22 protein-coding genes and 1 pseudogene are annotated in these 26,646 nt (G+C 59.5%); 13 read left to right on the top strand and 10 right to left on the bottom strand.

Features of this window, described 5'->3' with window-relative positions; translation table 11 throughout:
• Window positions 1-120: 120 nt before the first annotated feature.
• Together BMY98_RS05660 and BMY98_RS05655 are read right to left on the bottom strand one after the other, a co-directional pair.
• The gene (locus BMY98_RS05660) at window positions 121-1,032 is read right to left on the bottom strand and encodes a D-hexose-6-phosphate mutarotase (protein ID WP_074885918.1); all 912 of its coding nucleotides are present in this window, start codon (window positions 1,030-1,032) and stop codon (window positions 121-123) included.
• A gap of 105 nt (window positions 1,033-1,137) precedes the next feature.
• Entirely contained in the window at window positions 1,138-1,539 is a 402-nt protein-coding gene (locus tag BMY98_RS05655; protein ID WP_037016781.1) for an acyl-CoA thioesterase, read from the bottom strand.
• Between the two features lie 379 nt (window positions 1,540-1,918).
• Between BMY98_RS05655 and BMY98_RS05650 the strand changes: the two genes are divergently transcribed.
• Window positions 1,919-3,214 carry an MFS transporter gene (locus BMY98_RS05650; protein ID WP_074885915.1) on the top strand — a complete coding sequence of 432 codons (1,296 nt, stop codon included), beginning with the start codon at window positions 1,919-1,921 and terminating at the stop codon, window positions 3,212-3,214.
• 55 nt (window positions 3,215-3,269) lie between these two features.
• Here the strand turns inward: BMY98_RS05650 and BMY98_RS05645 are convergent, their stop codons facing one another.
• Window positions 3,270-4,628, bottom strand: a complete 1,359-nt coding sequence (locus BMY98_RS05645; protein WP_074885912.1) for a hypothetical protein — start codon at window positions 4,626-4,628, stop codon at window positions 3,270-3,272.
• A 461-nt stretch (window positions 4,629-5,089) separates the two neighbouring features.
• On the opposite strand from BMY98_RS05645, the gene BMY98_RS05640 reads away from it, so the two are divergent.
• From BMY98_RS05640 to BMY98_RS05610, 7 genes are all read left to right on the top strand, one after another.
• Entirely contained in the window at window positions 5,090-6,070 is a 981-nt protein-coding gene (locus tag BMY98_RS05640) for a phosphate ABC transporter substrate-binding protein PstS family protein (protein WP_074885909.1), read from the top strand.
• Window positions 6,071-6,254: 184 nt separating this feature from the next.
• Window positions 6,255-8,540: an ABC transporter permease subunit gene (locus BMY98_RS05635; protein ID WP_074885906.1), complete on the top strand. Its 2,286-nt coding sequence runs from the start codon at window positions 6,255-6,257 to the stop codon at window positions 8,538-8,540.
• A gap of 15 nt (window positions 8,541-8,555) precedes the next feature.
• Window positions 8,556-10,226 (top strand): phosphate ABC transporter permease PstA, encoded by a 1,671-nt coding sequence (pstA, locus tag BMY98_RS05630; protein ID WP_074885902.1) that lies wholly within the window; start codon window positions 8,556-8,558, stop codon window positions 10,224-10,226.
• Window positions 10,227-10,337: 111 nt separating this feature from the next.
• Window positions 10,338-11,171: a phosphate ABC transporter ATP-binding protein PstB gene (gene pstB / locus BMY98_RS05625; RefSeq protein ID WP_065988194.1), complete on the top strand. Its 834-nt coding sequence runs from the start codon at window positions 10,338-10,340 to the stop codon at window positions 11,169-11,171.
• Between the two features lie 49 nt (window positions 11,172-11,220).
• Window positions 11,221-11,979, top strand: coding sequence for a phosphate signaling complex protein PhoU (gene phoU / locus BMY98_RS05620; protein ID WP_037016764.1), 759 nt, complete (start codon window positions 11,221-11,223; stop codon window positions 11,977-11,979).
• A 173-nt stretch (window positions 11,980-12,152) separates the two neighbouring features.
• Window positions 12,153-13,058, top strand: coding sequence for a response regulator (locus BMY98_RS05615; protein WP_074885899.1), 906 nt, complete (start codon window positions 12,153-12,155; stop codon window positions 13,056-13,058).
• Between the two features lie 243 nt (window positions 13,059-13,301).
• Complete coding sequence (locus tag BMY98_RS05610) at window positions 13,302-14,210, top strand: peptidoglycan DD-metalloendopeptidase family protein (RefSeq protein ID WP_074885896.1); 909 nt, start codon at window positions 13,302-13,304, stop codon at window positions 14,208-14,210.
• A 95-nt stretch (window positions 14,211-14,305) separates the two neighbouring features.
• Here the strand turns inward: BMY98_RS05610 and BMY98_RS05605 are convergent, their stop codons facing one another.
• The 3 genes from BMY98_RS05605 to phoB form a co-directional block, all read right to left on the bottom strand.
• Entirely contained in the window at window positions 14,306-15,646 is a 1,341-nt protein-coding gene (locus BMY98_RS05605; protein WP_074885893.1) for a hemolysin family protein, read from the bottom strand.
• 100 nt (window positions 15,647-15,746) lie between these two features.
• The gene (gene phoR / locus BMY98_RS05600; RefSeq protein WP_245760024.1) at window positions 15,747-17,006 is read right to left on the bottom strand and encodes a phosphate regulon sensor histidine kinase PhoR; all 1,260 of its coding nucleotides are present in this window, start codon (window positions 17,004-17,006) and stop codon (window positions 15,747-15,749) included.
• 90 nt (window positions 17,007-17,096) lie between these two features.
• Complete coding sequence (gene phoB, locus BMY98_RS05595; protein WP_065988205.1) at window positions 17,097-17,786, bottom strand: phosphate regulon transcriptional regulator PhoB; 690 nt, start codon at window positions 17,784-17,786, stop codon at window positions 17,097-17,099.
• Between the two features lie 170 nt (window positions 17,787-17,956).
• Between phoB and BMY98_RS05590 the strand changes: the two genes are divergently transcribed.
• A complete protein-coding gene (locus BMY98_RS05590) occupies window positions 17,957-18,337 on the top strand; it encodes a COG4315 family predicted lipoprotein (RefSeq protein WP_074885888.1) in 381 nt (126 codons plus the stop codon).
• A gap of 35 nt (window positions 18,338-18,372) precedes the next feature.
• On the opposite strand, the gene ubiA is transcribed toward BMY98_RS05590, so the two are convergent.
• Together ubiA and BMY98_RS05580 are read right to left on the bottom strand one after the other, a co-directional pair.
• Window positions 18,373-19,263, bottom strand: a complete 891-nt coding sequence (gene ubiA, locus BMY98_RS05585) for a 4-hydroxybenzoate octaprenyltransferase (protein WP_074885885.1) — start codon at window positions 19,261-19,263, stop codon at window positions 18,373-18,375.
• Window positions 19,263-19,841, bottom strand: coding sequence for a chorismate--pyruvate lyase family protein (locus BMY98_RS05580; protein ID WP_074885882.1), 579 nt, complete (start codon window positions 19,839-19,841; stop codon window positions 19,263-19,265). Before BMY98_RS05580 ends, ubiA begins: the two co-directional genes overlap by 1 nt.
• Before the next feature lie 710 nt (window positions 19,842-20,551).
• Here BMY98_RS05580 and BMY98_RS05575 point away from each other — a divergent pair.
• The 4 genes and pseudogenes from BMY98_RS05575 to BMY98_RS05555 all read left to right on the top strand — a co-directional run bounded on the left by BMY98_RS05575 (window position 20,552) and on the right by BMY98_RS05555 (window position 23,065).
• Complete coding sequence (locus tag BMY98_RS05575) at window positions 20,552-20,719, top strand: rubredoxin (protein WP_032856748.1); 168 nt, start codon at window positions 20,552-20,554, stop codon at window positions 20,717-20,719.
• Between the two features lie 34 nt (window positions 20,720-20,753).
• Window positions 20,754-21,902: an NAD(P)/FAD-dependent oxidoreductase gene (locus tag BMY98_RS05570; RefSeq protein ID WP_074885879.1), complete on the top strand. Its 1,149-nt coding sequence runs from the start codon at window positions 20,754-20,756 to the stop codon at window positions 21,900-21,902.
• Between the two features lie 188 nt (window positions 21,903-22,090).
• A pseudogene (locus BMY98_RS05560) lies at window positions 22,091-22,360 on the top strand (HU family DNA-binding protein); the annotation flags it as partial.
• 330 nt (window positions 22,361-22,690) lie between these two features.
• The gene (locus BMY98_RS05555; protein ID WP_074885876.1) at window positions 22,691-23,065 is read left to right on the top strand and encodes a helicase; all 375 of its coding nucleotides are present in this window, start codon (window positions 22,691-22,693) and stop codon (window positions 23,063-23,065) included.
• A 21-nt stretch (window positions 23,066-23,086) separates the two neighbouring features.
• Here the strand turns inward: BMY98_RS05555 and BMY98_RS05550 are convergent, their stop codons facing one another.
• Window positions 23,087-24,481, bottom strand: a complete 1,395-nt coding sequence (locus tag BMY98_RS05550) for an aminoacyl-tRNA deacylase and HDOD domain-containing protein (RefSeq protein ID WP_074885873.1) — start codon at window positions 24,479-24,481, stop codon at window positions 23,087-23,089.
• An 87-nt stretch (window positions 24,482-24,568) separates the two neighbouring features.
• The gene (gene recG, locus BMY98_RS05545) at window positions 24,569-26,644 is read right to left on the bottom strand and encodes an ATP-dependent DNA helicase RecG (RefSeq protein ID WP_074885870.1); all 2,076 of its coding nucleotides are present in this window, start codon (window positions 26,642-26,644) and stop codon (window positions 24,569-24,571) included.
• Window positions 26,645-26,646: the final 2 nt, after the last annotated feature.

Genomic DNA, 26,646 nt, shown 5'->3' with positions numbered 1-26,646 from the left:
GGAATCCACTGTGGGACCGGCCTTAGCCGGGAAGGCGTCGGGTGTCACACCGAAAAATTCATGGTGTCCATGCAGGCCTCTTCCCGGCTGAAGCCGGTCCTACAAAATAGCGCAGTGTTGTCAGGCTTCTGCCAACGGCTCGGCCCAGATGCTGACGCTCAGCGCGTGCATATCACCCGGCTTGAGCGTCACGACGTCGGTCATGACGTTAGCCGTCTCAACGCACACCATGCTGCGCCAGCCATCCGGCTGCATGTCGTCGAAGGTTTTGGTCTTGTCGATCCACGGGTTCCAGACGATGGCCGAGTGCGAACCCGTCGTTTGAATCTGAATCCGGCGCTTCCATTCCGGGTCGACCACTGAAATCAGGTCAGGCGTGTCCTGGTAAATACGGTCCGTCTCGCCGGTGAACGTGATGTCACCCACCTGCACGTTCTGGGTGTCCCAGCTTTCCAGCGTGTTCAGGTACTCGACGCCATCCAGCCCTTCGATGCTGATCTGGCTCACATCGCTCACCGCGAAATAACTGTGCAGCGCCTGACTGAGCGTGACGTCTTCAGCGCCAGCGTTGAAGCTCACCAGACTGACATTCAGCGCGGCATCCAGGCGGATGTGCAGTTTCAGGCCGACGGTATGCGGCCAGCCCGGCAACTGTCCTTCGGCCTGAGGCTGAATGAATTCGACGATCAGTGCGTCGCCGTCCTCACCCACGCCCATCAATTCCCAGTCGATCGCCCGGACTTCACCGTGGGCCTTTGCCGGCTCGTTGCTCGCGCGCATGGCCTGCACGCTCGACGGGTTACGCTGAAAATTGCCAAACCACGGCCAGCAGATCGGCATCCCGCCGCGAATAGGCTTGCCCGATTTGAACAGCGCGCCCGGGTTCGACCAGATCAGCGGCTCATCGCCGTCGACCTGGTAGCTGATGATGTGCGCGCCCTGTTGGGCGATCACCAGTTCGGCCTGGCCGTGGCGGATGCGCCAGCAATTGAGCTCACCGAGCTGGAAGGATTCGACGTTTGACGTAGGCATAGGGGTTCTCACTCGAAGGACAGTGACTGAATCAGACTGCGCCAAGCTTGATGAGTTTGTTGCGCAAAGCCAAGGGCGGCACATCGGCCCACCCTGGCTTAACGATCAGCGTCGAGCCGGGACTGAGCGGGTGCGGCCGCTGCCGTCGATGGCGACGAAAACGAACACCGCTTCTGTCACCTTGCGCCATTCGCTGGACAGCGGATCATCGCTCCACACCTCGACCATCATTTGAATCGAGCTGCGACCGATTTCCAGGGTTTGGGTATAAAACGACAACTGCGCCCCCACCGCGACCGGCACCAGGAACGCCATGCGGTCGATGGCAACAGTCGCCACACGTCCACCGGCCACCTTGCTCGCCATGGCAGTCCCGGCAAGGTCCATCTGTGAAACCAGCCAACCGCCGAAAATATCGCCAAAGCCGTTGGTTTCGCGGGGTAGGGCGGTAATCTGCAGGGCCAGATCGCCCTGCGGTATTGGATCTTCTTGTTCGAGCTCAATCATTTTTGGGTCCCTCTGACCCATGACTCTACTAAGTCTTCATTTTGTTTAAAGGGAAACTCTGCGAAAACGACTTGGGCAAATGGTTTCGCACAACTTCCCTGAAGAGCCCGGTTGAGTCGCGGCCGGCAAGTATATCGAGCGCGCCGTCTTGAAACGACCGCAGGTTTTCCATGATGCCTTCGTGTCATTGCAATCCATGTGCATTTGTACGCAATTTGCTATCGTGCCGGACCGACCTGGCGCACTACGCCATTTTTGGCACGCAATTTTGATGCCCGATTAACTTTTCGAGTCGAGAAATCGCGTGTGAAGCCGTTACCCACGGTTGAGTCACCGTTGATTTTCGCCCAAAGAGAGCCTCAAAAGAGAAGCCATTGTTATGTCCTCTGTGCCTTTAAGCGCCACACAGCCTTCGCGCCCGCTGAACCGCAACGATTACAAAACCCTTTCACTGTCTGCACTGGGCGGAGCGTTGGAGTTCTACGACTTCATCATTTTCGTGTTCTTCGCAGCGGTGGTAGGCAAGCTGTTTTTCCCCGTAGACATGCCCGAATGGCTGCGTTTGATGCAAACGTTTGGCATTTTTGCCGCCGGTTATCTGGCTCGGCCGCTGGGCGGCATCGTCATGGCGCATTTTGGCGATCTGCTGGGCCGCAAGAAAATGTTCACCCTGAGCATTTTCCTGATGGCCGTGCCGACGCTGATCATGGGTCTGCTGCCCACCTACGCGCAGATCGGCATCTGGGCGCCGCTCTTGCTGCTGCTGATGCGCGTCATTCAAGGCGCCGCGATCGGTGGCGAAGTGCCTGGCGCGTGGGTATTCGTTTCCGAACACGTTCCCGCCCGTAACGTCGGTTACGCCTGCGGTACCCTCACGTCCGGTCTGACTGCCGGGATTTTGCTCGGCTCGCTGGTCGCCACTTGGATCAACAGCGTGTACTCGCCCGTTGAAGTCTCGGACTACGCCTGGCGGATTCCCTTCCTGCTCGGTGGTGTCTTCGGTCTGATGTCGGTTTACCTGCGTCGCTGGCTGCACGAAACCCCGGTGTTCGCTGAGCTGCAATTGCGCAAGCAACTGGCTGAAGAAGTGCCGCTAAAAGCCGTACTGCGTGATCACCGCGGTGCCGTTGTGCTGTCGATGTTGCTGACCTGGCTGCTGTCGGCAGGCGTTGTCGTGGTGATTCTCATGACCCCGACACTGCTGCAGACCAACTTTGGCTTCGCGCCAGCGCTCACGTTGAAAGCCAACAGCCTTGCCATTGTCTTTTTGAGCCTGGGCTGTATCGGCGCGGGCGCACTGGCGGATCGCATTGGCGCTGGCCTGGTGTTCCTGTTCGGATCGCTGGGATTGCTGGTCAGTTCATGGACCTTCTATCACACGGTCGGCACGCAGCCCGAGCTTCTTTATCCGCTCTACGCGATCACAGGGTTGTTCGTTGGCACCATTGGCGCCGTTCCATTCGTGATGGTCAAAGCCTTCCCACCGGTGGTGCGCTTTTCCGGACTGTCCTTTTCCTACAATCTGGCCTATGCAATCTTCGGCGGGCTGACCCCAATGGTGGTGCAGGGGCTGAACAAAGTGAACCCGATGGCGCCCGCGTGGTATGTGGCGATTTTGTGTGCATTGGGAATGGTGATCGGCGTGTATCTGCTGCGCAGCCGGCGGATCAATTGATGTAAAAGGTTGGCGCCCGCGGCATGATCAAGCCGCGAGCGCTTCGCTTGCACCGTTAGACTTTGACAGCAAGTATCGTCGGTTTTCCATTGGACTCACCTGCGACCAGTATCTGGTCTGGCCTGGGATGGACAAATCCGGTCGACGCGTTGGGTAAAAAGTCCGCGTCGATCAGTGTCCCGAACTTTGCCGGATTTGGCACAAAGGTCTCGTCGACACTGCCGTCCATGTTGAAACGCCCGATTACAGGTCCACGCGGCGACGCAGGGAGATCCCAGCTCCCCACTGCAATCACTTTTTCGGGCGTCTGCGCTGCTATGCTCGCCTGATGCCACCTATCCAGGTAGGGCGGGTCAATGAAGGCGTGAACAGCTGGCTTGCCCCCGTTAAAACTCTCTTCCGGCGAGCCATTGGTACCGTATAGCCCGACCAGACTTCTCCATGCATATTGAAGTGACGTGCCTGCTACAAGCATGAAGGGAGGGGCTTCGCAGACAGAGTGAAACTCATAAAACTGACCTGCTATCTCGGTTTCGCTGAACCCGTTTGTGCCAAAACTTTTATCAAGATTGCCCTCAGTGTCGAACTTCATAATAAGCCCGCCCAGTCCAAAACCATCGGGCAAGTGAGTCGTCCCGCATGCGAGAATACCGCCGTCCTGACTTGGGGCAAGGCTCCATATCCTGATCATTTTTTTGGGGTAATCAGGATGTCTAGGAGTCAATATCCCATCTTTTTGAAATGCGGTATCCAGTGCGCCTTCTTGCGTTAAGCGTGCAATATGAAAGTCAGGAGGAGACTTATTATATTCAGCAGTGCCAACAAATATACCCGATGAACACACAATGCAGGCGTTGCCATCAAAGAGTTGTGCATCAGGAGCCGCAAATGTGTCGATATCCACTTTGCCTTCAATGCCGAAGCTTGAATCTGGCGCACCATCGCTCAATCTTTTTGTAAGGGCATAAGCGTGTTGGATTATCTGATTGTCTACCCACAAAGCGTGTCCCCAATTGAATATATCGCCAGTCGTTGTTTCGTGAAGGCCTCTGAGTACGGATATCTTCCCGGGATCCTTCGTGAAATGTGCTTTGATAGACCCTGTTCCAAGGTTCCCAAATGAAGCGTCGATGTTTCCGGCGGCGTCGAACCGCACCACAAAGGCGTCGTATTGTCGTGGCGGAGCGTCGACGTTGAGGATATCGTAATAGGTTGCGAGGAAATAACCTGGTTTGGCGACACTGGGTATTATGCATGTAGCCCAGCCATTGTCATTCCCGAGCCTTAATTTGCCTGCAGCCCCGAATGTTTGATCGTACTCGAGCGTTCCCAGTGATCGAGGAGAAGTCTGACGATCACCGGTATTGCCATAGAGATAAGATTTCGATATCTCCTCACGAAGTTTATTGTCCATGATGTATTGCCTCGGTATGAAGGTGCGCTTCCCTGGCACGTATTCGCTATCTGAGAAAAAGTGCGGATAGGGATATATATAACAACTTTAGGCGAATATCTTGGATGGGCGATCGCCATACAGTGAGTCTGGATCAGCGCGAGCGATTACGGTAGATTGAATCGCGATTTCAGATTTTTCTCTTATCGCGCTTTCAATACACCGGTTCCGACTAGTAAGCACTTCACCTGACAATTACGAATCGGTGCGCGCGGTAAAAAATACGCTGACCTGATAGTGGACTTGCCATGTGGGCGCACTCAAGCGTGTGCAGACACGCTGATTAATGACCTGCCACTGACTCTGGAAAGGAGTGCATGTTTTTCTGGATTTCATGGATCTGTCACAATTCAGACATAGAGTAGTCACATGGCCATCACTCTCCCCCCGGGCCGGCACCCTAATCTCGCCAGGAGCAAGGCATGACCTTCAGACGTTTGATGACTGCACTGACTTTTGCCGCTGCTGGCTTAACCACTGCGGCTTCGGTTGCCGCCGTCGATCCGGCAATCAAGCCCTACATCAAAACCAGCGGTGTCTCCGGGAATCTGTCCAGCGTGGGCTCCGACACCCTTGCCAACCTGATGACGATGTGGGCCGAGGCCTACAAGAAAGAATACCCAAGCGTGAACATCCAGATTCAGGCCGCCGGTTCCTCGACAGCGCCGCCCGCATTGACGGAGGGCACTGCGACGCTGGGGCCCATGAGTCGCAAGATGAAAGACGGCGAATTGTCGGCGTTCGAGCAGAAGCATGGCTACAAACCGACGGCGATTCCCGTGGCCGTCGATGCCCTGGCAGTGTTCGTTCACAAGGACAACCCGATCAAGGGGTTGACGTTGCAGCAGGTCGACGCGATCTTCTCCGCAACCCGGCTGTGCGGTGCCAGAGCCGACGCGAAAACCTGGGGCGATGCAGGTGTTACGGGGGATCTGGCCGGCAAGGCCATCCAGCTGTTCGGGCGTAATTCGGTTTCCGGCACCTACGGTTTCTTCAAGGAAGAGGCCCTGTGCAAAGGCGACTTCAAACCCAATGTCAACGAACAGCCCGGCTCCGCTTCGGTGGTCAGCTCGATCAGCAACTCGCTGAACGGTATTGGTTACTCGGGCATTGGTTATAAAACCTCCAGCGTGCGCACCGTACCCCTCGCGAAAAAAGAGGGCGGCGAGTTTGTCGAAGACAACGAAGCCAACGCGCTGAATGGCACCTACCCGCTGGCGCGCTTCCTTTATGTGTACGTCAACAAGGCGCCTAACACGCCGCTGAATCCGCTCGAAGCCGAGTTCGTCAGATTGATCCTGTCAAAACAAGGTCAGGAAGTTGTCATGAAAGACGGGTACATTCCGTTACCAGCCAAGGTCGTCAGCAAAGCCTTGGCTGATCTGGGACTACAAGAACGGTAGCGAGCGCGCTGCCCAGACAACCCTGATGCGGGGTGACAGGTTCGTCCCGCCCTACACGAAAAGGCCTTATGGAACGAGGCTCGCATAACACTGAACAGTCCGTTGCCCCGATTCAGGGGCGGCGGGCTTTTTTGCGTCACCTCGCTGTAACGTATTTGTCATACACAGCGACTACGGTGTGCGCATGAATGATTTGGCCAATTCATCAATGACCGAAAAACCCCGTCCCGAGCGCATCGATTTCAATGCGCCCGAGCTGCAACGCAAGCGCAGGATCCGTGCGCTCAAAGACCGCCTGACGCGTTGGTACGTGTTAGTGGGCGGTCTTGCCGTGTTGGCCGCCATCACCCTGATCTTCTTCTACTTGGCTTACGTCGTCGCGCCGTTGTTTCAGGGTGCGAAACTGACACGCAGCGATGCCCAAACACCTGCCTGGCTGCAGGATGGCGGCAAACCAATGGTGCTGGTCATCGAAGAGCAGAACCAGGTCGCCATGCGTGTGTCCGACAAGGGCGAAGCATTGTTTTTCCACCTCAAGGACGGCGACGAGATTTCTCGCGTGGCCTTGCCGATCCCTGCTGGCGCGAAGGTGACGTCGGTGGCACAGGATCAGCCCGGCAAGCCCTTGATCGCGGTTGGCCTGTCCAACGGCCAGGTACTGGTGTTCAAGCACGCGTACCCGATCAGCTATCCCGACAGCAAAAAAACCATCACCCCCACGATTACCTATCCCTACGGCGAGACGCCGCTGGTACTGGACGAAGAAGGGCGGGCGCTCGAGCACGTCAGTCTGAACGCCAGCGACACGACGCTGATTCTGGCCGGTGCAACCGGTTCCCAGCTGCATGTGTTGTCGCTGACCCAGTCCGAAAACCTGATGACGGGCGAGACCAACCGCGAGCAAAGTCGCATCGACCTGCCGCAGCTGTCAGCGGCCGTCAAAGCCATCTATATCGATCCGCGTCAGCAATGGCTGTACGTGATTAATGGTCGTGCGCTGGCGGATGTGTTCGACCTGCGCGATCGCACGTTGAACGGTCGCTACAAGCTGCTCGAGGACGCCAACGCCGAAACCACCGCCAGTACGCAACTGGTGGGTGGCATCTCGCTGGTGATCGGCAGCTCCCGAGGCAATATTGCGCAGTGGTTCATGGCGCGGGACGTCGATGGCGAGATGCGTCTGCAGCACATTCGTGACTTCAAAATGAGTGGCGCGCCGATCTCCCAGATCACCAGCGAGCAGCGCCGCAAAGGCTTCATCGCCATGGACACCTCCGGCAAGCTCGGCGTGTTCCACAGCACCGCTCACCGCACGCTGTTGATCGACCCGATTGCCAGCGGCCCGGCCGTAATGGGTTTGTCGCCGCGGGCAGATCGCATCATCGTTGAGGACGACGGCAAGCTGCTGCCCTTGAGCCTGAAAAATCCGCACCCGGAGATCTCCTGGAGCGCGCTGTGGGACAAGGTCTGGTACGAGAACTACGACGAACCCAAATACGTCTGGCAATCCACCGCTTCGAACAGTGATTTCGAGCCCAAGCTCAGCCTTGCGCCGCTCACCTACGGCACGCTCAAGGCCGCGTTCTACGCCATGCTGCTGGCTGCGCCGATTGCCGTCGCCGCTGCTATCTACACCGCTTACTTCATGGCGCCGCGCATGCGTCGCAAGGTCAAGCCGATCATCGAACTGATGGAGGCGATGCCGACGGTCATTCTCGGCTTCTTCGCCGGGCTGTTCCTGGCGCCGTATCTGGAAGGGCACCTGCCAGGCATCTTCAGCCTCATGATCTTCACCCCCATCGGCATCTTGCTGGCGGGGTTTGGCTGGACGCGCTTGCCCGACTCGATTCGCCTGCGGGTGCCCGACGGTTGGGAAAGCGCGATTCTGATTCCGGTCATTCTGCTGATCGGCTGGGCCTCACTGAGCATGAGCCCGCACCTGGAGAACTGGTTCTTCGGCGGCGACATGCGCTCGTGGATCACCAACGACCTGGGCATCACTTACGATCAGCGCAACGCACTGGTGGTGGGAATCGCCATGGGTTTTGCGGTCATTCCCAACATCTATTCGATCGCCGAGGACGCCGTGTTCAGCGTGCCGCGGGGTCTGACGCTCGGTTCACTGGCCCTCGGCGCCACGCCGTGGCAGACGCTGGTTCGCGTGGTGATTCTCACGGCCAGCCCGGGGATTTTCTCTGCGCTGATGATCGGCATGGGGCGCGCCGTCGGCGAAACCATGATCGTGCTCATGGCCACCGGCAACACGCCGATCATGGACATGAACCTGTTCGAAGGCATGCGCACGCTGGCGGCCAACGTGGCGGTGGAGATGCCCGAGTCGGAAGTGGGCGGCAGTCATTATCGCGTGCTGTTCCTCGCCGCCCTGGTGCTGCTGATGTTCACATTTGTCATGAATACCTTGGCAGAGCTGATTCGTCAGCGCCTGCGCAAGCAGTATTCGTCTCTCTAGGGCAGGTTGAAACCGATGAAACAGACCTCCCTCAAACGATGGTTCAACAGTGGCGGCCCCGGCGTCTGGCTGAGCGCAGGTGCGGTATCTATCGCAGTGATCATGACCATCGGCCTGCTGGCGGTGATCGCCGTGCGCGGGCTGGGACACTTCTGGCCCGCCGATGTCATTTCCGCCCGGTACGACGTTCCCGGGCAGGAAAACCACGTACTGGTGGGCGAACTGGTTCAGTCTGAACAAGTGCCGCGCGCCAGGCTGAAGGCCGCCGGGTTGCCAGTCCCTGATCAGGGGCCCGAGTTCATGACCCGCGATCTGTTCAAGGTCGGCAACCGGGATATCAGCCCCAGCGATTTCAACTGGGTCATTGGCGAATGGCTCAAGGACCAGCGCAAGCCTTCGGAGTTGATGACCCTCGAGCGCCGCGAGTGGGGCAACTTCTACGGCTATCTGGTCAACGTCAAGGAAGACGGTAAAGTCGTCGCGGAAGGCGAAGCTGCATGGCCGCAGCTGCAGGCGCGTATCGAGCGGGTGCAGGGCATTTCCGATCAGCTGGACGACCTGGAGAAGGGCGAGATCGGCGCGATCAACCACGGCATCGAGCGGCTGCGTCTGCACGCGCGCAAGCTTGAGCTCAACGGCGAACTCGATGCCGCCGCCCAGGCCGACATGGCCACTGAGCGCGCCGAATACGACGCGCGCTACAAGGAAGTCGAGTCGCGGCTGGGCGCTTTGCACGCCGAATACAATCGCGACAGCCTGACGGCCCGTGACGCCAACGGCAAAGAGATCGAGATCAGCATCGGCAAAGTGGTTCACGCGTATCAACCCAACGCCATGGGCACGATGACCAAGCTGGGGTTCTACTTCCAGAAGCTCTGGGAGTTCCTCAGCGACGACCCGCGCGAGGCCAACACCGAAGGCGGGATTTTCCCGGCGATCTTCGGCACCGTGATGATGACGCTGATCATGGCCGTGATCGTGACGCCCTTTGGCGTGCTCGCGGCTGTGTATCTGCGTGAGTACGCACGCCAGGGCGTAATGACGCGCTTGATCCGCATCGCCGTGAACAACCTCGCGGGCGTTCCAGCGATCGTCTATGGGGTGTTCGGGCTGGGCTTTTTTGTTTACGTGCTGGGCGGTTCTCTGGATCAACTGTTCTTCCCCGAGGCCCTGCCGGCGCCGACGTTCGGCACGCCAGGCTTGCTGTGGGCGTCACTCACCCTCGCACTGCTCGCCGTGCCGGTGGTGATCGTCGCTACCGAGGAAGGTCTGGCGCGTATCCCGCTGACGTTGCGCGAGGGCTCGCTGGCCTTGGGCGCAACCAAGGCCGAAACGCTGTGGAAGATTGTTCTACCGATGGCCAGCCCGGCCATGATGACCGGCCTGATTCTGGCCGTGGCACGGGCAGCGGGTGAAGTGGCGCCGCTGATGCTGGTGGGCGTGGTCAAGATGGCGCCGTCGCTGCCGCTGGACGGCAATTACCCGTACCTGCACCTCGACCAGAAGATCATGCACCTGGGTTTCCATATTTACGACGTCGGCTTTCAAAGCCCCAATGTCGAGGCCGCGCGCCCGCTGGTGTACGCCACGGCGCTGCTGCTGGTGCTGGTAATCGCGCTGCTGAACCTGTCGGCGGTAACGATTCGCAACCGCCTGCGCGACAAGTACAAGGCGTTTGAAGACTAAGTCAGCGACAAGCTCCAGGCTTCAAGCGGCGAGCTGAAAAGCCGCATACCGTATCAGCACCACATTTGCAGCTTGCGGCTAAAGGCTTGCAGCTACGAACGGAGAGAGACCATGCAACACGAACCCCACGCCCACGGCATCAATATGTCGGCCCTGGGTCGCAAGCGCCAGGTGCTGGATCTGGCGAACGAAGCCGTTGCGCTGGAAGTGCCGGGGCTGGATCTCTTCTATGGCGAGAAGCAGGCGCTGTTCGACATTCGCATGAACATCCCGAAACAACGCGTCACCTCGTTCATCGGGCCGTCCGGGTGCGGGAAGTCCACCTTGCTGCGCACGTTCAACCGCATGAACGATCTGGTGGATGGCTGTCGCGTACAGGGCGAGATCAAGCTCTATGGCCACGACATCTACACTAAAGGCGAGGACGTCGCTGAGCTGCGTCGTCGGGTCGGCATGGTCTTCCAGAAGCCCAACCCGTTCCCCAAGACCGTTTATGAAAACGTGGTCTACGGGCTGCGTATTCAAGGCGTGAACAAGAAGCGTGTCCTCGATGAAGCCGTCGAGTGGGCGTTGCGTGGCGCTGCATTGTGGGACGAGGTCAAGGACCGCCTGCATGAGTCGGCGCTCGGGCTTTCCGGTGGTCAGCAGCAACGTCTGGTGATCGCTCGCACTATCGCCGTCGAACCTGAAGTGCTGCTGCTTGATGAGCCGTGCTCCGCGCTCGACCCGATTTCGACCCTGAAAGTCGAAGAGCTGATCTACGAACTGAAATCCAAATACACCATTGTGATCGTTACCCACAACATGCAGCAGGCGGCGCGCGTGTCGGATTACACCGCGTTTCTGCACATGGGCAAGGTGGTCGAATACGGGGACACCGATACGTTGTTCACCAATCCGACCAAAAAACAGACTGAAGACTACATAACCGGTCGTTACGGCTAGCACGTGCTTCGTCAGCCTTGAACCACCGCAATCAATTGGACGGACACTCATGATCAAAGACAGCCATACACATCACATCTCCCAGCAGTTCAACGCTGAACTGGAAGAAGTTCGCAGCCACCTGCTGGAAATGGGTGGTCTGGTCGAGAAGCAGGTCAACGACGCGGTCACTGCGTTGATCGAAGCCGACTCGGGCCTGGCCCAGCGAGTGCGTGAGGTGGACGACCGCATCAACCAGATGGAGCGCAACATTGACGAAGAGTGCCTGCGCATCCTGGCCCGTCGTCAGCCTGCTGCCTCCGACCTGCGTCTGATCATCAGCATCTCCAAGTCGGTCATCGACCTTGAGCGCATCGGCGATGAGTCCACCAAGATCGCCCGACGTGCGATTCAGCTGTGCGAAGAGGGTGAGTCGCCCCGCGGTTACGTCGAAGTGCGCCATATCAGCGATCAGGTCAGCAAGATGGTACGCGATGCACTGGACTCGTTCGCCCGCTTCGATGCCGATCTGGCGTTGTCGGTTGCGCAGTACGACAAGAACATCGACCGCGAGTACAAGACGGCGCTGCGTGAGCTGGTCACCTACATGATGGAAGATCCGCGCTCGATCTCCCGCGTGCTCAATGTGATCTGGGTACTGCGTTCGCTGGAGCGCATCGGTGACCACGCGCGGAACATCTCCGAACTGGTCATCTACCTCGTGCGCGGTACCGACGTCCGCCACCTGGGCCTCAAACGCATGCAGGAAGAGGTCAAAGGCCTTACCGCCGAAAGGATTAATGTTCTGGACGCGCCTGACGATAAATAAGATTGCCTGAGAAAAAACGCCTGGCGACCGCCGGGCGTTTTTATTTCTCCGGTCTGCCCGTATTTTTCAAGTCACCCGCGAGTAAAAGTCCCGGTGTCGTCAAACAGTTTGGCAGCTGGTCATCCGCCAGCGAATGCTCGCCATTTACGGTGAACACGCCATCAGGAGCGTCGATGAGTAAAGTCAGTGTATTGGTGGTGGATGACGCACCGTTCATCCGTGATCTGGTCAAGAAAGGCCTGCGCAACGCGTTTCCAGGAATCGCGCTGGAAGACGCAGTCAACGGCCGCAAAGCGCAAGTGCTGTTGAGCCGTGAAGTATTCGATCTGGTGTTGTGCGATTGGGAAATGCCCGAGATGTCCGGGCTGGAATTGCTGACCTGGTGCCGTCAGCAGGACAGCCTGAAGACCATGCCTTTCATCATGGTCACCAGCCGTGGCGACAAGGAAAACGTGATTCAGGCGATCCAGGCCGGCGTATCGGACTTCATCGGCAAGCCGTTCACCAACGAGCAACTGCTGACCAAGGTCAAAAAAGCGCTGCACAAGGTCGGCAAGCTCGACGCGTTGATGTCCAGTGGTCCGGCCCGCGTCAATGCGGCGTTTGCCAATGATTCGCTCAGCGCCTTGACGGGTAATCGCCCTGAAGTCGTCAACACGGCACCCGCTGCTTCGGCGGCATCGCAAGCGGCTCAGCCTCCGGTCCAGCCTATGGCCAAGGCGGCACCAGCTGCTGCACCTGCGGGTCGTGGCCAGGGCCAGTTGCGTCTTCCGAGCGGGAACCAGCCCTGCGTGATCAAAGCGCTGACGCTCAAGGAAGCGTCGCTGCTGGTCCGACGTGGCGAGGTGCTGCCGCAGATCCTCGAAAGCGCCGTGCTCGATCTGGAGCAGGGTGATAACGCCGAGGTCGCGCGTCTCAATGGCTATCTTCACGCGATTGCCGCATTCGAGCAGAAGCCGGACAGTGACTGGCTGCAGGTCACCTTCCGCTTCGTCGACAAGGACACCCAGAAGCTTGATTACCTCTCGCGCCTGATTGCCCGTGGTACAGCGCAGAAGCACTTCGTACCGGGTGCCTGATTGGCCAGCCAGTTCGCTGCGCGCCAGCGCAGCGTCTGGACGACGGGTCATATTCAACCGAGGCGGGTAGCGGCCTGACGAAACGCACGCCTGGCCTGCATAGAAATTGCAATTCCGATCGCGCACCGTGCTGACGCGATTTCCTTGACGCTCCGTCTATTACCGATTGATTCGGATGAGTCCAATTGCGTTGGCATCACTGTTAGGCTGGGCGCTAATCGTCCACTCACCAGGTCTATCCCGATGTTAGAGCGCGTGCTGGTTGTCTGTGCCTTGCTGCTGGCCACGCAGACCGCCGGGGCAGTCACGATTTATCGGTTCACTGATGCCAATGGCGTGGTGTCGTTTACCGACCAGCCGGTGCGTGGCGCCCAGGTAATGAAGCTTCGCGAGCGGATGGTCGAGCGCATCGATAGCCAGGTGCGCCTGAGCGTCAAGAAAGCCAATGGCAGCGACAGCCTTTACGTGCGAAACGACCTTTACGCTCCCGTGGAAGTCGAGCTGCGTCTGGCCGGGGTGAAGAACGTGGTGGGCGTGTCGGACCAAGTCATTCGCCGCACCATTGCGGCGCGCAGCAATGAACGCCTCATCGCCCTCAGCCCGCAAGTCGCCAGCAAGGCCATGACCTACAAGCCCAGCCTGCGATCTATCGTGGGCGACCCACAGCGGGGCGTCTCGGCGAGTGGATTTGCCTATCGCTATCCGTTGCCGTGGGTGGGCGGGCCGTTTCGCATCAGTCAGGGTGCCAATGGGTCCTACAGCCACATCGGGGCCAAGAGCCGCTATGCGATCGACATCGCCATGCCCGAAGGCACGCAGATCATCGCTGCCCGGGGCGGTACCGTGATCAAGACCGAGAATGCGCAATCAGGCCGAGGCGCAAACCCATCGGGCAACTTCGTGCGCATCCTGCACGACGACGGCACGATGGGCGTGTATCTGCATCTGCAGCAAGGATCAGTGAGCGTCAAGGAAGGGCAGCATGTGGCAGTGGGCGCGCCGCTCGGACGGTCTGGCAATACCGGCAACAGCACCGGCCCGCATTTGCACTTCGTGGTGCAGCGCAATGTCGGGCTGGCACTGGAGTCTATCCCGTACGAATTCTCGCAACCGGTCCAGAGCCTGCCCAACTTCGCGATTGGCGGGAATTGATCATCTACCGCTGACCTGTAGGAGCGTGGCTTGTCCCGCGATCTGGCGCGTAGCGGCAGCAAAATGGCACAACCGAGACCCGGCCAGCGGCGAGATCAATCCAGCTTCAACACCTTCGCCAGCACGATCTTCGGGCCTTTCATCTTCTTGATGATGATACGCAGGCCTTCGACTTCCATGACTTCTTCTTCCTCGGGCACGCGCTTGAGGCTGTCGTAGATCAGGCCCGCCAGGGTTTCGGCTTCAACGTGGTCCAGATCAATGCCCAGCAGGCGCTCGACCTTGAACAGCGGCGTGTCCCCACGTACCAAAAGCTTGCCCGGCTGATAGGCCAGTATCCCGCGCTCGGCCTTGCGGTGTTCGTCCTGAATGTCGCCCACCAGCACTTCCAGCACGTCTTCCATCGTCAGGTAGCCGATGACCTTGCCGTCGGCTTCTTCGACCAGCGCAAAGTGCGCGCCGCCCTGACGGAACTGCTCCAGTAGACGCGACAACGGCATGTGCTTGGACACACGCTCCAGTGGACGCGTGAGCTCGGCGAGGTTGAAGGATTCGGGAAGGTGGTCCAGCGCCGCCAGTTCCAGCAGCAGGTCCTTGATGTGCAACAGACCCACAAACTCGTTGCGGTCCGAGTCGTACACCGGGTACCGGCTGAACTTGTGCCGGCGGAACATCGCAAGGATTTCCTTGAGCGGGGCGTTGAATTCCAGCGAAACCATGTCTTCGCGGGAGTTCGCCCAGTCCACCACTTCAAGCTCGCCCATTTCCACAGCCGACGCCAGCACGCGCATGCCTTGGTCACTCGGGTCCTGACCGCGGCTTGAGTGCAGGATCAGCTTGAGCTCTTCACGGCTGTAATGATGCTCGTGATGCGGGCCGGGCTCGCCCTGGCCTGCGATGCGCAGAATGCCGTTGGCACTGGCGTTGAGCAGGTAGATGGCCGGATACATTGCCCAGTAGAAGAGGTACAGCGGCACCGCCGTCCACAGCGACAACAGCTCGGGCTTGCGAATGGCCCAGGATTTCGGGGCCAGTTCACCCACCACGATGTGCAGGTAAGAAATCATGAAAAAGGCGCTGAAGAACGACACGCCTTTGACGACTTCAGGCGACTCCACGCCCACCGTCTCGAGCAAAGGGGCCAGCAAGTGCGCGAACGCCGGCTCACCGACCCAGCCCAGACCCAGCGACGCCAGCGTAATACCCAGCTGGCACGCCGACAGATAAGCATCCAGCTGGCTGTGAACGGTGCGCAGAATGCGTCCGCGCCAGCCATTGTTGTCGGCGATGGACTCGACGCGGGTGGAGCGCAGTTTGACCATGGCGAATTCCGCTGCAACGAAGAATCCGTTGAGCAGAACCAACACCATTGCGAAAAGAATCATGCCGAAATCGGCGAAGAGTGAAGCCAGGCTGATACCAGGGGAAGGGTCCATGATGGGGTTTTGCAGGTTCCGTTTTGAAGTGTGAAATGAAACAAGCCCTCACAATTGGAGGGCACAAGGGACGCAATTTAGCGGCTATCTACCGGCTTGCCTAGGCTTTGGTCATCTGGGCCGGGGCAAAGTTGCAGATAAACACACTGCCTTTGCCGGGGACGCTGTTGATTTCCAGTGCTGCGCGATGGCGCAGCAGCACGTGCTTGACGATCGCCAGGCCCAGGCCTGTCCCGCCAGTGTTTGACGCGCGGCTGGAGTCGACGCGGTAGAAGCGCTCGGTCAGGCGCGGAATGTGTTTGCTGTCGATGCCGATGCCGGAGTCCTGCACGCTCAGGTGCGCGCCACGGCCGTCACTCCACCAGCGGACGCGGATCTTGCCCTCGGCCGGCGTGTATTTGACGGCATTGAAGATCAGGTTCGAGAACGCGCTGCGCAGCTCCGCCTCGCTGCCCTTGAGGCTGGCATCGCTTTCCAGCTCCAGGGTGATTTGCTGGTTCTTGTCTCCTGACAGTGCCTGAGCATCATTGGTGATGCTTTGCAGCAGCGACGACACGGCCACGGGCTGGTTGTCGGAGGGGTAATCGGTGGCTTCCAGCTTGGCCAGCAGCAGGAGATCGTTGAGCAGCGTCTGCATGCGTCCGCCTTGCTGATGCATTTGCTGCAACGCACGGACCCAGCGCGGGTTCACTTCTTCAACGTTATCCAGCAGCGTCTCCAGATACCCGCAGATGACCGTCAACGGTGTACGCAGCTCGTGGGACACGTTGGCGACGAAGTCTTTGCGCATCTGCTCCAGCTGATGCATGCGCGTCACGTCGCGCACCAGCATCAGATGCTCGTTGTTGCCGTAGCGGGTGATCAGCATCTGAATGCGCAGGCGATCATTGACCGGCGAAGGGATCTCCAGCGGCTCGGCGTAGTTGGCGTGCTCGAAGTATTCCTTGAACCGCGGGTGGCGTACCAGATTGGTCACCGGCTGACCGCTGTCCTGTGGGGTCTTCAGGCCCAGCAAGGTTTCTGCGGCGCGGTTCCACCATTCGAGGTTGCCGTCGCTGTCGAGCATGATCACGGCATCTTTCAGCGCGGCGGTGGATTCCTGGACACGGTCGATAACCGCTTGCAGGCGGCCACGCACGCGCTGGTCGCGCCGTTGGAGATGGTAAATGCTGTCGAATACTTCACCCCACAAGCCATAGCCATCGGGTGGCGGCTCGTCGGGTTTGTGATGGCGAAGCCAGTCATGCAGGCGCAGCAGCTGTTTGAGGGTCCAGGCCAGATAAAGCCCCAGACCGATTGCCAGACACCCACCGTAATGCCCGCTGATCAAACCGGCCAGCAACGAGGCTGTGACCAACATCAGCAAGTGCCGGATCAGGGTGCCATGCCAGTTGTGATTCAATTAACGCGTCCTTGTCTTCAGCGGTCTGAATCGCTGCCAAAAGCTTTTTCAGCTTTTGGTGGAGAAACGGTAGCCAGTACCGCGGACGGTTTGTACCAGATTTTCATAAGCCTCGCCGAGGGCTTTGCGCAGACGCCGGATATGGACATCCACGGTGCGCTCTTCCACGTAGACGTTTCCGCCCCAAACCTGATCGAGCAACTGCCCACGGGTGTAGGCACGTTCCTGATGGGTCATGAAAAATTGCAGCAGGCGGTATTCGGTTGGTCCCATCTCGGCAGGTGTGCCGTCGATGGTCACGCGATGGCTGATCGGGTCCAGCAGCAGGCCACCCACTTCGATCGGCGATTCGCCGTCGTTGGGGGCAGCTCGCCGCAGCACGGCCTTGAGCCGGGCGACCAGCTCGCGGGGAGAGAAGGGCTTGGTGATGTAATCGTCGGCGCCGACCTCAAGACCCTGGATCTTGTTGTCCTCTTCGCCTTTGGCCGTGAGCATGATGATCGGGATGTCACCGGTCAGCTCGTCACGCTTCAAACGACGGGCCAGCTCGATGCCGGATGTGCCGGGCAGCATCCAGTCCAGCAGGATGAGGTCCGGCTTGCGGTCGACGATAACGGCGTGGGCCTGTTGCGAATTCTCAGCCTCAATGCAGTCATAGCCGGCCATCTCCAGTGCGACGGCAATCATTTCGCGAATGGGTGCTTCGTCGTCGACGATCAGAATGCTTCTGCCAGCCATGCCTCGAACCTCATGTCATTTAACTGTCTTGGGGCGCATTAGATAACGGAATTATTGCAGTCGTGTGACAGGTTAGTTCGGGGTAGGCGTATTCGCCGGTCTAGGGCTAAGCTGGGGACTTGTCCTACAAGAAATGTCCATACAACGACAAACAAGAAGAGGATTCATCCATGGCTAAAATTTCTTCCGCTCTGATGCGCCTTTTGGCGGCAGCAGCGTTGGCATCTTCCGGCATGGCATTCGCGGCGGCGCCCGCGATGACCAGTGACGGCATGCTCACTGATCATAAAAGCATGACCCTCTACACCTACGACAAAGACACGTCGGCGGGCAAATCCGTCTGCAACGACCAATGCGCAACCAACTGGCCGCCGCTGATTGCCACAGCAAGCGACAAGCCTGAGGGCGACTGGACCATTATCAAGCGCGATGACGGTGCTTCGCAGTGGGTTTACAAGGGCAAGCCGCTGTACACCTTCAAAAATGACAAAGCCGCTGGTGATAAAACCGGCGACGGCAAGGGTGATGTCTGGCACATCGCCAAGCCGTGAACTGAGGCTTTGAGCGCTGCGTTGGTCCGAATCGGTCAGCGCAGCGCGTAGTCCATTACGATACCGACAAAGATCGCCAGTCCTGCCCAATGGTTGTGCAGAAAGGCCCTGAAGCAGGCTTGCGGGTCTTTGTCCCGCGTCGACCAGAACTCCCAGCCGAAGCATCCCGCCGCAACCAGCAGGCCGATGAAGAAATACAGGCCCAGCTCGAAGCGCGTACCCGCCAGCATCAGGCAGAACAACGCCAGGCATTGCAGCGTCAGGATAATCACCCGATCCGCGTCGCCGAACAGCACAGCGGTCGATTTCACACCGATCTTCAAGTCGTCCTCGCGATCCGTCATCGCGTAATACGTGTCGTATCCCACTGTCCACAGCAGATTGGCGATATACAGCAGCCACGCGGCAGCGGGCAGCTCGCCGGTCTCGGCGGTGAACGCCATCGGCATGCCCCACGAAAACGCCGCACCGAGCACCACTTGCGGGTAGTAGGTGTAGCGCTTCATGAAGGGGTAACACGCCGCCAGGGCCAGCCCGCCGAAAGACAGCCAGATTGTCGTCGCGTTGGTGAACAACACCAGCACAAAGCTCAGCGTCACCAGCACTGCGAACAGAACCAGCGCTTCTTTTGACGTCACCCTGCCACTGACCAAAGGCCGCTGCTCGGTGCGTTTGACGTGGCCGTCCACTTTGCGGTCGGCAAAGTCGTTGATCACGCAACCCGCCGCGCGCATCAGGAACACGCCAACGACGAAAATCAGCAGCGTGCTCAGAGACGGCGAGCCTTTGCCGGCAATCCACACGGCCCACAAGGTTGGCCACAACAATAGATAGATGCCGATGGGCTTGTCGATACGCGTGAGCTGAATGAAGTCCCAGGCGCGCGGGTTCAGACGGTTCAGGGATTTGAGCAGCGACAGGTACATCAGCGGCCCTCCTGGGCGAGCAGTGGCGGGTTGGCTTCGATGGCGCGCCATGCAGTGGGCAGAAACACTTCCGCTACCAGAATGCTCAAGGCTCCCCGGCTGAAACAGGAGCGGCGCCCCCACAAGCCCTGCTGTGCGTCAGTCTCGGGCAGCCATTGCGCAGGATAGCGGCAGACCTGCAGCGGGCCGCGGGCGAAGGCTTTATCGCTGAACAGTAATTCGCCCAGCGAACGGGTGCCGAGTTCGTCCATGTGCAGGCCGTCATGCTCCAGTGCGCTGCGGGCGGCGACACTGCGGGCAAACACCCATCTTTCATCGCGGCCCAGCAGATAGACTTCACGCACCCAGCCTTCGCTGCCCTCTGGCAAGTGCAGCGCGGCGCATTCATCTTCACGCAGGCGCTGCCAGCCTTCGAACTGCGGCTTGACGCAAAAGCGGTCGTCAGAGAGCCAGGTCAGGCGCCGGGTCAGGGAATCTTCGTGGAACAGCCACTCAAGAGCGAGAGGCGAGGGTGCTTCGATCAACTGATCGCGCAATTGCCACTCGGGCGCTGGAAATGAAGGGGTTTGCTGGATCACGGGAGACAAACACAGGCGGCAATCGAGGCGGCGAGCTTAGCATGATTGCGATTTTTGGCCGACGACCGGAGCCCCCGCCATTTAAGCGTTGGGGCCCCCGACGCCTTCCCGGCTGAAGCCGGTCCCGCAGGGGATATGCGGTGCGTCAGTGGGGCCGGCTTCAGCCTGGAAGAGGTCGGTGTGTGCGCCATCAATTTTGCGGTGCGACCGCTGACGTCTTCCCGGCTAAAGCCAGTCCTGCTGTCGACACGCGGTGTTAGTAGGACCGGCTTCAGCCGGGAAAGGGCCGGTCTGATCGCCATCAATTTTGCGGTGTGGCCACTGCCGCCTTCCCGGCTAAAGCCAGTCCTACTGGCGACATGCGGTGTTAGTGGGACCGGCTTCAGCCGGGAAGAGGTCAGTGCGAGCGCCATCAATTTTGCGGTGTGGCCACTGGCGCCTTCCCGGCTAAAGCCAGTCCTACTGGATATGCGGTGTTAGTGGGACCGGCTTCAGCCGGGAAGAGGCCAGTGCGAGCGCCATCGATTTCGCGGCGTAGCCACTGGCGCCTTCCCGGCTAAAGCCAGCCCCACTAGAAAGTACACGCGTTGAACATCAATGAAACTTGCGTCATCGCGCTGTGATCAGTAAAAGGCCTCACCCATTCGCTAAACTTCGCGACGACAGCGGAGCGTCTGGGATGTCTAGCCTGAAACCAAGAGAACCGAGCGATGAAAAAGTGGCAATGCGTAGTCTGTGGCCTGATTTACAACGAAGCCGACGGTTGGCCGGATGACGGCATCGCGCCGGGCACGCTCTGGCAGGATGTGCCGGAAGACTGGCTGTGCCCTGATTGCGGCGTCGGCAAAATGGATTTTGAAATGATCGAAATCGGCTGATCCGCCGACTTCCACGATCCCTCTGGAGAAATGAATGAACGCACCTGTCGTGATCATCGGTACCGGGCTGGCGGGCTATAACCTCGCCCGCGAATTTCGCAAGCTGGATGGCGAGACGCCGCTGTTGCTGATCACCGCCGATGACGGCCGTTCGTACTCCAAACCCATGCTCTCCACCGGTTTTGGCAAAAACAAGGAAGCCGACGGACTGAGCATGGCCGAGCCTGGCGCCATGGCCGATCAACTCAAGGCTGAAGTGCGCACACACACCCGCGTCAGCGGCATCGATCCGGGTCACAAGCGTCTGTGGATAGGGGAGGAAGCGGTGCCTTATCGCGACCTGATTCTGGCCTGGGGCGCGGAAACGGTGCGCGTGCCGGTGGCGGGTGACGCTGCCGACGCCATATTCCCGATCAACGATCTTGAAGACTATGCGCGTTTCCGCGCCGCAGCTTCTGGCAAGAAGCGCGTGCTAATCCTCGGCGCGGGCCTGATCGGCTGCGAGTTCGCCAATGATCTGATTCTCGGCGGCCACCAGATCGACCTGGTTGCGCCGTGCGAGCAGGTGATGCCCACGTTGCTGCCCCCTGCGGCTGCCGCGGCACTGCAGGCCGGGCTGGAAAGCCTGGGCGCACGTTTTCACCTCGGCCCCTTGCTGACTCGCCTTGATCGTGCCGACAACGGGCTCGAGGCGCATCTATCCGATGGCGAGGTGCTGCACTGCGATCTCGTGGTGTCGGCCATTGGCCTGCGTCCCCGCACTGATCTCGCCGCAGCGGCGGGCCTGGAAATCGGGCGTGGCGTTGTGGTCGACCGGCATTTGCAGACGTCCCACGCAAACATCTATGCGCTGGGCGACTGCGCTGAAGTAGATGGGCTGAGCCTGCTTTACGTCATGCCGCTGATGAACTGCGCCCGAGCATTGGCGCAGACGCTCGCCGGCACACCCACGCCCGTCAAATATGGCCCGATGCCGGTCACGGTAAAAACGCCGGTTTGCCCGCTGGTAGTGTCCCCGCCGCCCAAGGGCTCGGAAGGTGTCTGGACCGTGGAAGGTGAGGGCGCCGACATCAAGGCACTGTGCCGCGACGGCGACGGCAATCTGCTGGGTTACGCCCTGACGGGCGCTGCCGTGATGGATAAGCTCGCTCTGAACAAGGCTTTGCCACCGCTGCTGGCATGATTAACAGTCGTTCTGTCGGATAAGCCATCTTTTAGTTGAAACAAACGTGGCCCACGTACTGGCGCGGGTCCCGGTGGCGTGCCATTCTCATTCCGGTCTGCCGCAACGTAGAGCTGTTGCGGCACCTGCTCGCTGTCCGCAAGGGCTGCACGGGACATAAAAACAAAAAACCGTAAAAGAGGCTTCATATGCGTAAACCAGAACTCGCAGCGGCTATTGCCGAGAAAGCAGATCTCACCAAAGAACAAGCTAACCGCGTCCTCAACGCCGTGCTCGACGAAATCACCAACGCGCTGCACAAGAAGGACAGCGTCACGCTGGTTGGCTTCGGTACTTTCTTGCAACGCCATCGTGGCGCCCGTACCGGTAAAAACCCTCAGACCGGCGAGCCCGTCAAGATCAAGGCCAGCAACACGGTGGCATTCAAGCCGGGCAAGTTTCTCAAAGACAGCGTTAATCCGGACGCGGCCAAGGCAGCGAAACCAGCCAAGCCGGCTGCAGCCGCGAAAGAGGCCAAGCCAGCCAAGGCGGCAGCCGCCAAGGCACCCGCAGCAAAGAAAAAGTAATTCGCTGAGCGCCCTGCGGAGGGCGAGCAGCACGGAGATGGGCATGCCGATCAGTCGGCATGTCCATTTTTTTATGCGCGATGAATCGAGCCCCGCTAACCTGCGCGTTTCCGCCTAGCCCGCCACTTTGCGACCGGCCGGTTCTGCTTGCTCACCGGCCAATCAAGCTCGCTACACTGCGGCTGGTCACCCTGACCGCCGCTGATCCTGTGAGGCCCACGCATGAAGTTTCGTTTTCTACTCTGGATGTTGGGCCTGTTGATGGCCCGTGCCAGTCGCAATAACCCTGCGTTTCAGCAGCAACTCGCGGGGAAGGATCTGGCTTTCCAGTTGCAGACGGCTGACGGCAAGATCGCCCGGCATTTCATCGTGCGCGATCAACGCGTCAAGAGCCGCGCCGGCACTTTTGCGGCGCCGGCTTTCGTAATTTCTTTCAAGGATGCCGATTGCGGCTTCGCCACAATGCAGGCCCGGAACAAGCAGCTCGCGTTCATGCAGGGCATTCAGGACAAGAACATCCTCGTTACCGGCAACGCGGGTCTGGTGATGTGGTTTCAGGGCCTGACAAAGTATTTGAAGCCGAGGAAGAAGAAGTAGTCCTCCCCGGACACTTCTGGATTAACTGAACTGCGCGGCCAGTTCGCGCAACAGCACTTCGGCCTCCAGCACTTTCTTCACGACATCCTGAGCTTTCTCGCGGGACAGCTTCAGGCGCTCGAGCAGCTCGTCTGGAATGCTTTCCATAGGGCCTGAGCCGATGCCTTCCTTGCGAAGCAGTCTCACCGCCAGGCACACCAGGTTTGCATACTTGTAATGCTCACCTGCGTAGTGCGGGTCGTGCTGGAAGCGCAGGGCAATGACCAACTCCTCCGGCATGTCCCAGTTGCGCATCAGCCAGGAGCCGATCTGCTCGCGGCTGATGCCCAGCAGGTGCTGCTCGACGTAGCTGTGATGCAGATGCGGATTGACTTCAATCTGGCGGCAGATCAGCGAAAAGTGCGGCGGAAACACATGCGCCAGCAACAGATAGCCGAAGTTGTGCAGCAAGCCGGCGAGGTACGTCAGGCCACTTTCCGGGCGCTCGGCACGGGGCATGGCGCGGGTCAGGCCTTCGATGATCGCAGCTGTGTAGATAGACTGCTGCCAGTAAGGGGTTGCCTGCTGCGGATGATCCTTCGGCAGCGCCAGGGTTTTGCCCAGCGCGAGGCCCAGCGCCAGATTGATCACCAGATCAAAACCCAGCACGCGGACGATGGCATCTTCTACTGAGCGGATTTTGCCGGCCGAACCGTAGTACGGCGAAGCCGCCCAGCTCACTACCTGTGCCGCCAGTGCCGGGTCGGTTTCAACCACGCCGGTGATGTCGTCGATGGTTGCGTCGGGGTCGACACGCAGCTTGATAATCTTCTGCGCCGTGTCGGCCAGTGGCGGGATTTCCACCGTGGATTCCAGACGCTGCTGGATGCGCCGGGCAGTGAAATTCTGTACGGCCTTGGTGATCTCCTCGCGGTCGTCATGGGGACGCGTGAGGTTGGGCGTGACGGACGTCACTGGTTCGCCGAAGCGGGCAGCGCTGGCTTTGGTCAACAGCGTCCTGAAGTCCTCGCTGCTGATTTCCAGCAAGAGGCCGGGCTCACCGGAATCGATCAGCACAGTAGTGCCGGACAGAATCCGCTCTTCATACAGGCAAGGCGAGCTGGTCAGCGAGGGCAGACCGGGCAACGTGCCCAGTTTATGTTTTTGCAGCATGAGTTCGAGCGACTCCTTCGGAACCGCTTTCAACTTGCGGCCGGTCAACTCGGTAATGCGATTGAGGTCGAGCAAATGGTTCTGCGGGAACAGGATGAACAGCGCGCCGACTGAGTCGTCGACCAGAATGGCCTGCACTTTCCGATCAAGCGGAAGAGACTCGTCGTCAGTCACTTCACGGAAGTTGATGGCAGCTTTGCCCAGCAACTGCCGAATGATAGAAGGGCAGTGTGGGGTTGCGTCGATGTGGGCAACTTCTGTCATGGCCTGAATCCAGATTCCTACAATCGCTGAAGTATAACCAGCTTAGTTGTTATAGAGGTGAGACACCCTGTTATTGCGTTGACTGCTTCACACTTGGCCATATTGCTGGCCATGGCGCAGCCAGCGCTCCAGCAGAGGACTGACATGTTGCGGCCAGCGCTCAAGCAGCGCCTGCGCCGCGTCCCTGACTGCCGGCAGCAAATCTGCATCGCGCATCAGGTCAGCAACCTTGAATTGAAGCAGCCCTGTCTGGCGCGTGCCAAGCATCTCGCCCGGTCCACGCAGTTCCAGATCTTTTTCGGCGATCACGAAGCCGTCGTTGGTTTCACGCATGATGCCCAGGCGCTGACGACCGATCTGCGAAAGCGGCGGGTGATACAGCAGCACGCAATGACTGGCCGCGCTGCCCCGGCCGACCCGACCGCGTAATTGATGAAGCTGCGCCAGGCCCAGACGTTCCGGGTTTTCGATGATCATCAGGCTGGCATTGGGGACGTCCACACCGACCTCGATCACCGTCGTGGCAATCAACAGATTCAGGTTGCCCTGCTTGAATTCGGCCATGACGGCTGCTTTTTCGGCGGGCTTCATGCGTCCGTGAATCAAGCCGACCTTGAGCTCGCCCAGCGCGCTGGTCAGCTCCTCGAACGTGGTTTCAGCGGCCTGACACGTCAGCTCTTCAGACTCCTCGATCAGCGTGCAGACCCAGTACGCCTGCCGGCCTTCGGCGCATGCATTGCGTACGCGCTCGACGACTTCGATGCGTCGGCTGTCGACCACCAGCACGGTATTCACCGGCGTACGCCCGGGGGGCAGTTCGTCGAGGATGGAAGTGTCGAGGTCGGCGTAGGCGCTCATCGCCAGGGTGCGAGGGATGGGGGTGGCGGTCATGATCAACTGATGCGGACACATCGAGCCGCCGACGCCCTTCTTGCGCAGCGCCAGACGTTGCTGAACGCCGAAACGGTGCTGTTCATCGATGATGACCAGCGCGAGGTTCTTGAACTGCACCTCGTCCTGAAACAACGCGTGGGTGCCGACCACCATGGGCGTGCCACCGGCGATCTGCGCCAGTGAGGCCGCCCGCGCCTTACCTTTGAGTTTGCCCGCGAGCCACGCCGTCTCAATGCCGAGAGGCTCCAGCCAGCGGGTGAAATTGATGAAATGCTGTTCGGCGAGGATCTCGGTGGGCGCCATCAGTGCGACCTGATAGCCCGCTTCGAGGGCCTGCAAGGCCGCGAGGGCTGCGACGACCGTTTTGCCTGCGCCTACATCACCCTGAATCAAACGCAGCATCGGCTCGTGTTGACTGAGGTCGTAAGCGATCTCGTTGCCGACCCGCTGCTGCGCACCCGTGGGCGGGAAACCAAGGTTGGCGAGGAATTTCTTCGGCAGGCGTTTCGCCGGTGGCAGTGCAGGCGCGCGTTGCGAGCGCAGGCTTTCACGCAGGCGTTGCTGGGAAAGCTGATGCGTCAGCAGCTCTTCAAATGCCAGTCGGTGCTGCGCCCAGTGATGGCCCAGGGCGAGCTCTTCGACGTCAGCATCGGCAGGCGGGTTGTGCAGGTAATGAATGGCGTCAGCCAGGGGCGCGAGTTGATAGTCGCGCGCCAGCTCATCCGGCAGCCAGTCAGGCAGGCTCTTGGGGCCGAGCATCGACAGGCTCTGATGGCACAATTGCCGAAGGCGCTGCTGGGTGAGGCCTTCAGTTGTGGGGTAGATCGGCGTCAGCGTCTGCTCTACAGCCACCGGCTCATCGCCGGTGATCGCACGGTATTCCGGGTGGTAGATCTCAAGCCCCGAAGCGCCGGGCCGGGCTTCGCCATAACAGCGCACGTGGGTACCGCGCTTGAGACCGTCCTTTTGTGCATTGCTGAAGTGGTAAAAACGCAGGCTCAACACACCGGTGCCGTCGCCAATCCTGACCAGCAAGCTGCGGCGCTTGCCCATGACCACGTCGGCGCCGCTGACCACTCCTTCGACTACGGCGTCCTGGCCCGGGCGCAGCTCGCCGATGGGCACGACGCGAGTGCGGTCCTGATAACGCAACGGCAGGTGAAACAGTACGTCCTGAATATTCTCAAGACCGACTTTCGCCAGCTTTTCAGCCATTGCCTCACCGACGCCCTTTAGCGCCGTGACCGAGACATGAGACAGCTCCGTCATAC

The sequence above is a fragment of the Pseudomonas graminis genome (assembly GCF_900111735.1).
GTDB lineage: Bacteria > Pseudomonadota > Gammaproteobacteria > Pseudomonadales > Pseudomonadaceae > Aquipseudomonas > Aquipseudomonas graminis.
The sequence above is the reverse complement of the archived record's forward strand: the minus strand, read 5'-3'. Positions and strand labels throughout refer to the sequence as shown.

What these genes read in the sequence shown, in the direction of transcription:
- pstA (WP_074885902.1), top strand. Translation starts at nt 8,556, where the DNA reads ATGAAACAGACCTCCCTCAAACGATGGTTCAACAGTGGCGGCCCCGGC.
- ubiA (WP_074885885.1), bottom strand. Translation starts at nt 19,263, where the DNA reads ATGTACCTGTCGCTGCTCAAATCCCTGAACCGTCTGAACCCGCGCGCC.
- phoB (WP_065988205.1), bottom strand. Translation starts at nt 17,786, where the DNA reads ATGGCTGGCAGAAGCATTCTGATCGTCGACGACGAAGCACCCATTCGC.
- BMY98_RS05655 (WP_037016781.1), bottom strand. Translation starts at nt 1,539, where the DNA reads ATGATTGAGCTCGAACAAGAAGATCCAATACCGCAGGGCGATCTGGCC.
- phoR (WP_245760024.1), bottom strand. Translation starts at nt 17,006, where the DNA reads ATGTTGGTCACAGCCTCGTTGCTGGCCGGTTTGATCAGCGGGCATTAC.
- BMY98_RS05610 (WP_074885896.1), top strand. Translation starts at nt 13,302, where the DNA reads ATGTTAGAGCGCGTGCTGGTTGTCTGTGCCTTGCTGCTGGCCACGCAG.
- BMY98_RS05590 (WP_074885888.1), top strand. Translation starts at nt 17,957, where the DNA reads ATGGCTAAAATTTCTTCCGCTCTGATGCGCCTTTTGGCGGCAGCAGCG.
- BMY98_RS05645 (WP_074885912.1), bottom strand. Translation starts at nt 4,628, where the DNA reads ATGGACAATAAACTTCGTGAGGAGATATCGAAATCTTATCTCTATGGC.
- BMY98_RS05660 (WP_074885918.1), bottom strand. Translation starts at nt 1,032, where the DNA reads ATGCCTACGTCAAACGTCGAATCCTTCCAGCTCGGTGAGCTCAATTGC.
- pstB (WP_065988194.1), top strand. Translation starts at nt 10,338, where the DNA reads ATGCAACACGAACCCCACGCCCACGGCATCAATATGTCGGCCCTGGGT.
- BMY98_RS05640 (WP_074885909.1), top strand. Translation starts at nt 5,090, where the DNA reads ATGACCTTCAGACGTTTGATGACTGCACTGACTTTTGCCGCTGCTGGC.
- BMY98_RS05555 (WP_074885876.1), top strand. Translation starts at nt 22,691, where the DNA reads ATGAAGTTTCGTTTTCTACTCTGGATGTTGGGCCTGTTGATGGCCCGT.
- phoU (WP_037016764.1), top strand. Translation starts at nt 11,221, where the DNA reads ATGATCAAAGACAGCCATACACATCACATCTCCCAGCAGTTCAACGCT.
- BMY98_RS05550 (WP_074885873.1), bottom strand. Translation starts at nt 24,481, where the DNA reads ATGACAGAAGTTGCCCACATCGACGCAACCCCACACTGCCCTTCTATC.
- BMY98_RS05570 (WP_074885879.1), top strand. Translation starts at nt 20,754, where the DNA reads ATGAACGCACCTGTCGTGATCATCGGTACCGGGCTGGCGGGCTATAAC.
- BMY98_RS05635 (WP_074885906.1), top strand. Translation starts at nt 6,255, where the DNA reads ATGAATGATTTGGCCAATTCATCAATGACCGAAAAACCCCGTCCCGAG.
- BMY98_RS05575 (WP_032856748.1), top strand. Translation starts at nt 20,552, where the DNA reads ATGAAAAAGTGGCAATGCGTAGTCTGTGGCCTGATTTACAACGAAGCC.
- BMY98_RS05650 (WP_074885915.1), top strand. Translation starts at nt 1,919, where the DNA reads ATGTCCTCTGTGCCTTTAAGCGCCACACAGCCTTCGCGCCCGCTGAAC.
- BMY98_RS05605 (WP_074885893.1), bottom strand. Translation starts at nt 15,646, where the DNA reads ATGGACCCTTCCCCTGGTATCAGCCTGGCTTCACTCTTCGCCGATTTC.
- recG (WP_074885870.1), bottom strand. Translation starts at nt 26,644, where the DNA reads ATGACGGAGCTGTCTCATGTCTCGGTCACGGCGCTAAAGGGCGTCGGT.
- BMY98_RS05615 (WP_074885899.1), top strand. Translation starts at nt 12,153, where the DNA reads ATGAGTAAAGTCAGTGTATTGGTGGTGGATGACGCACCGTTCATCCGT.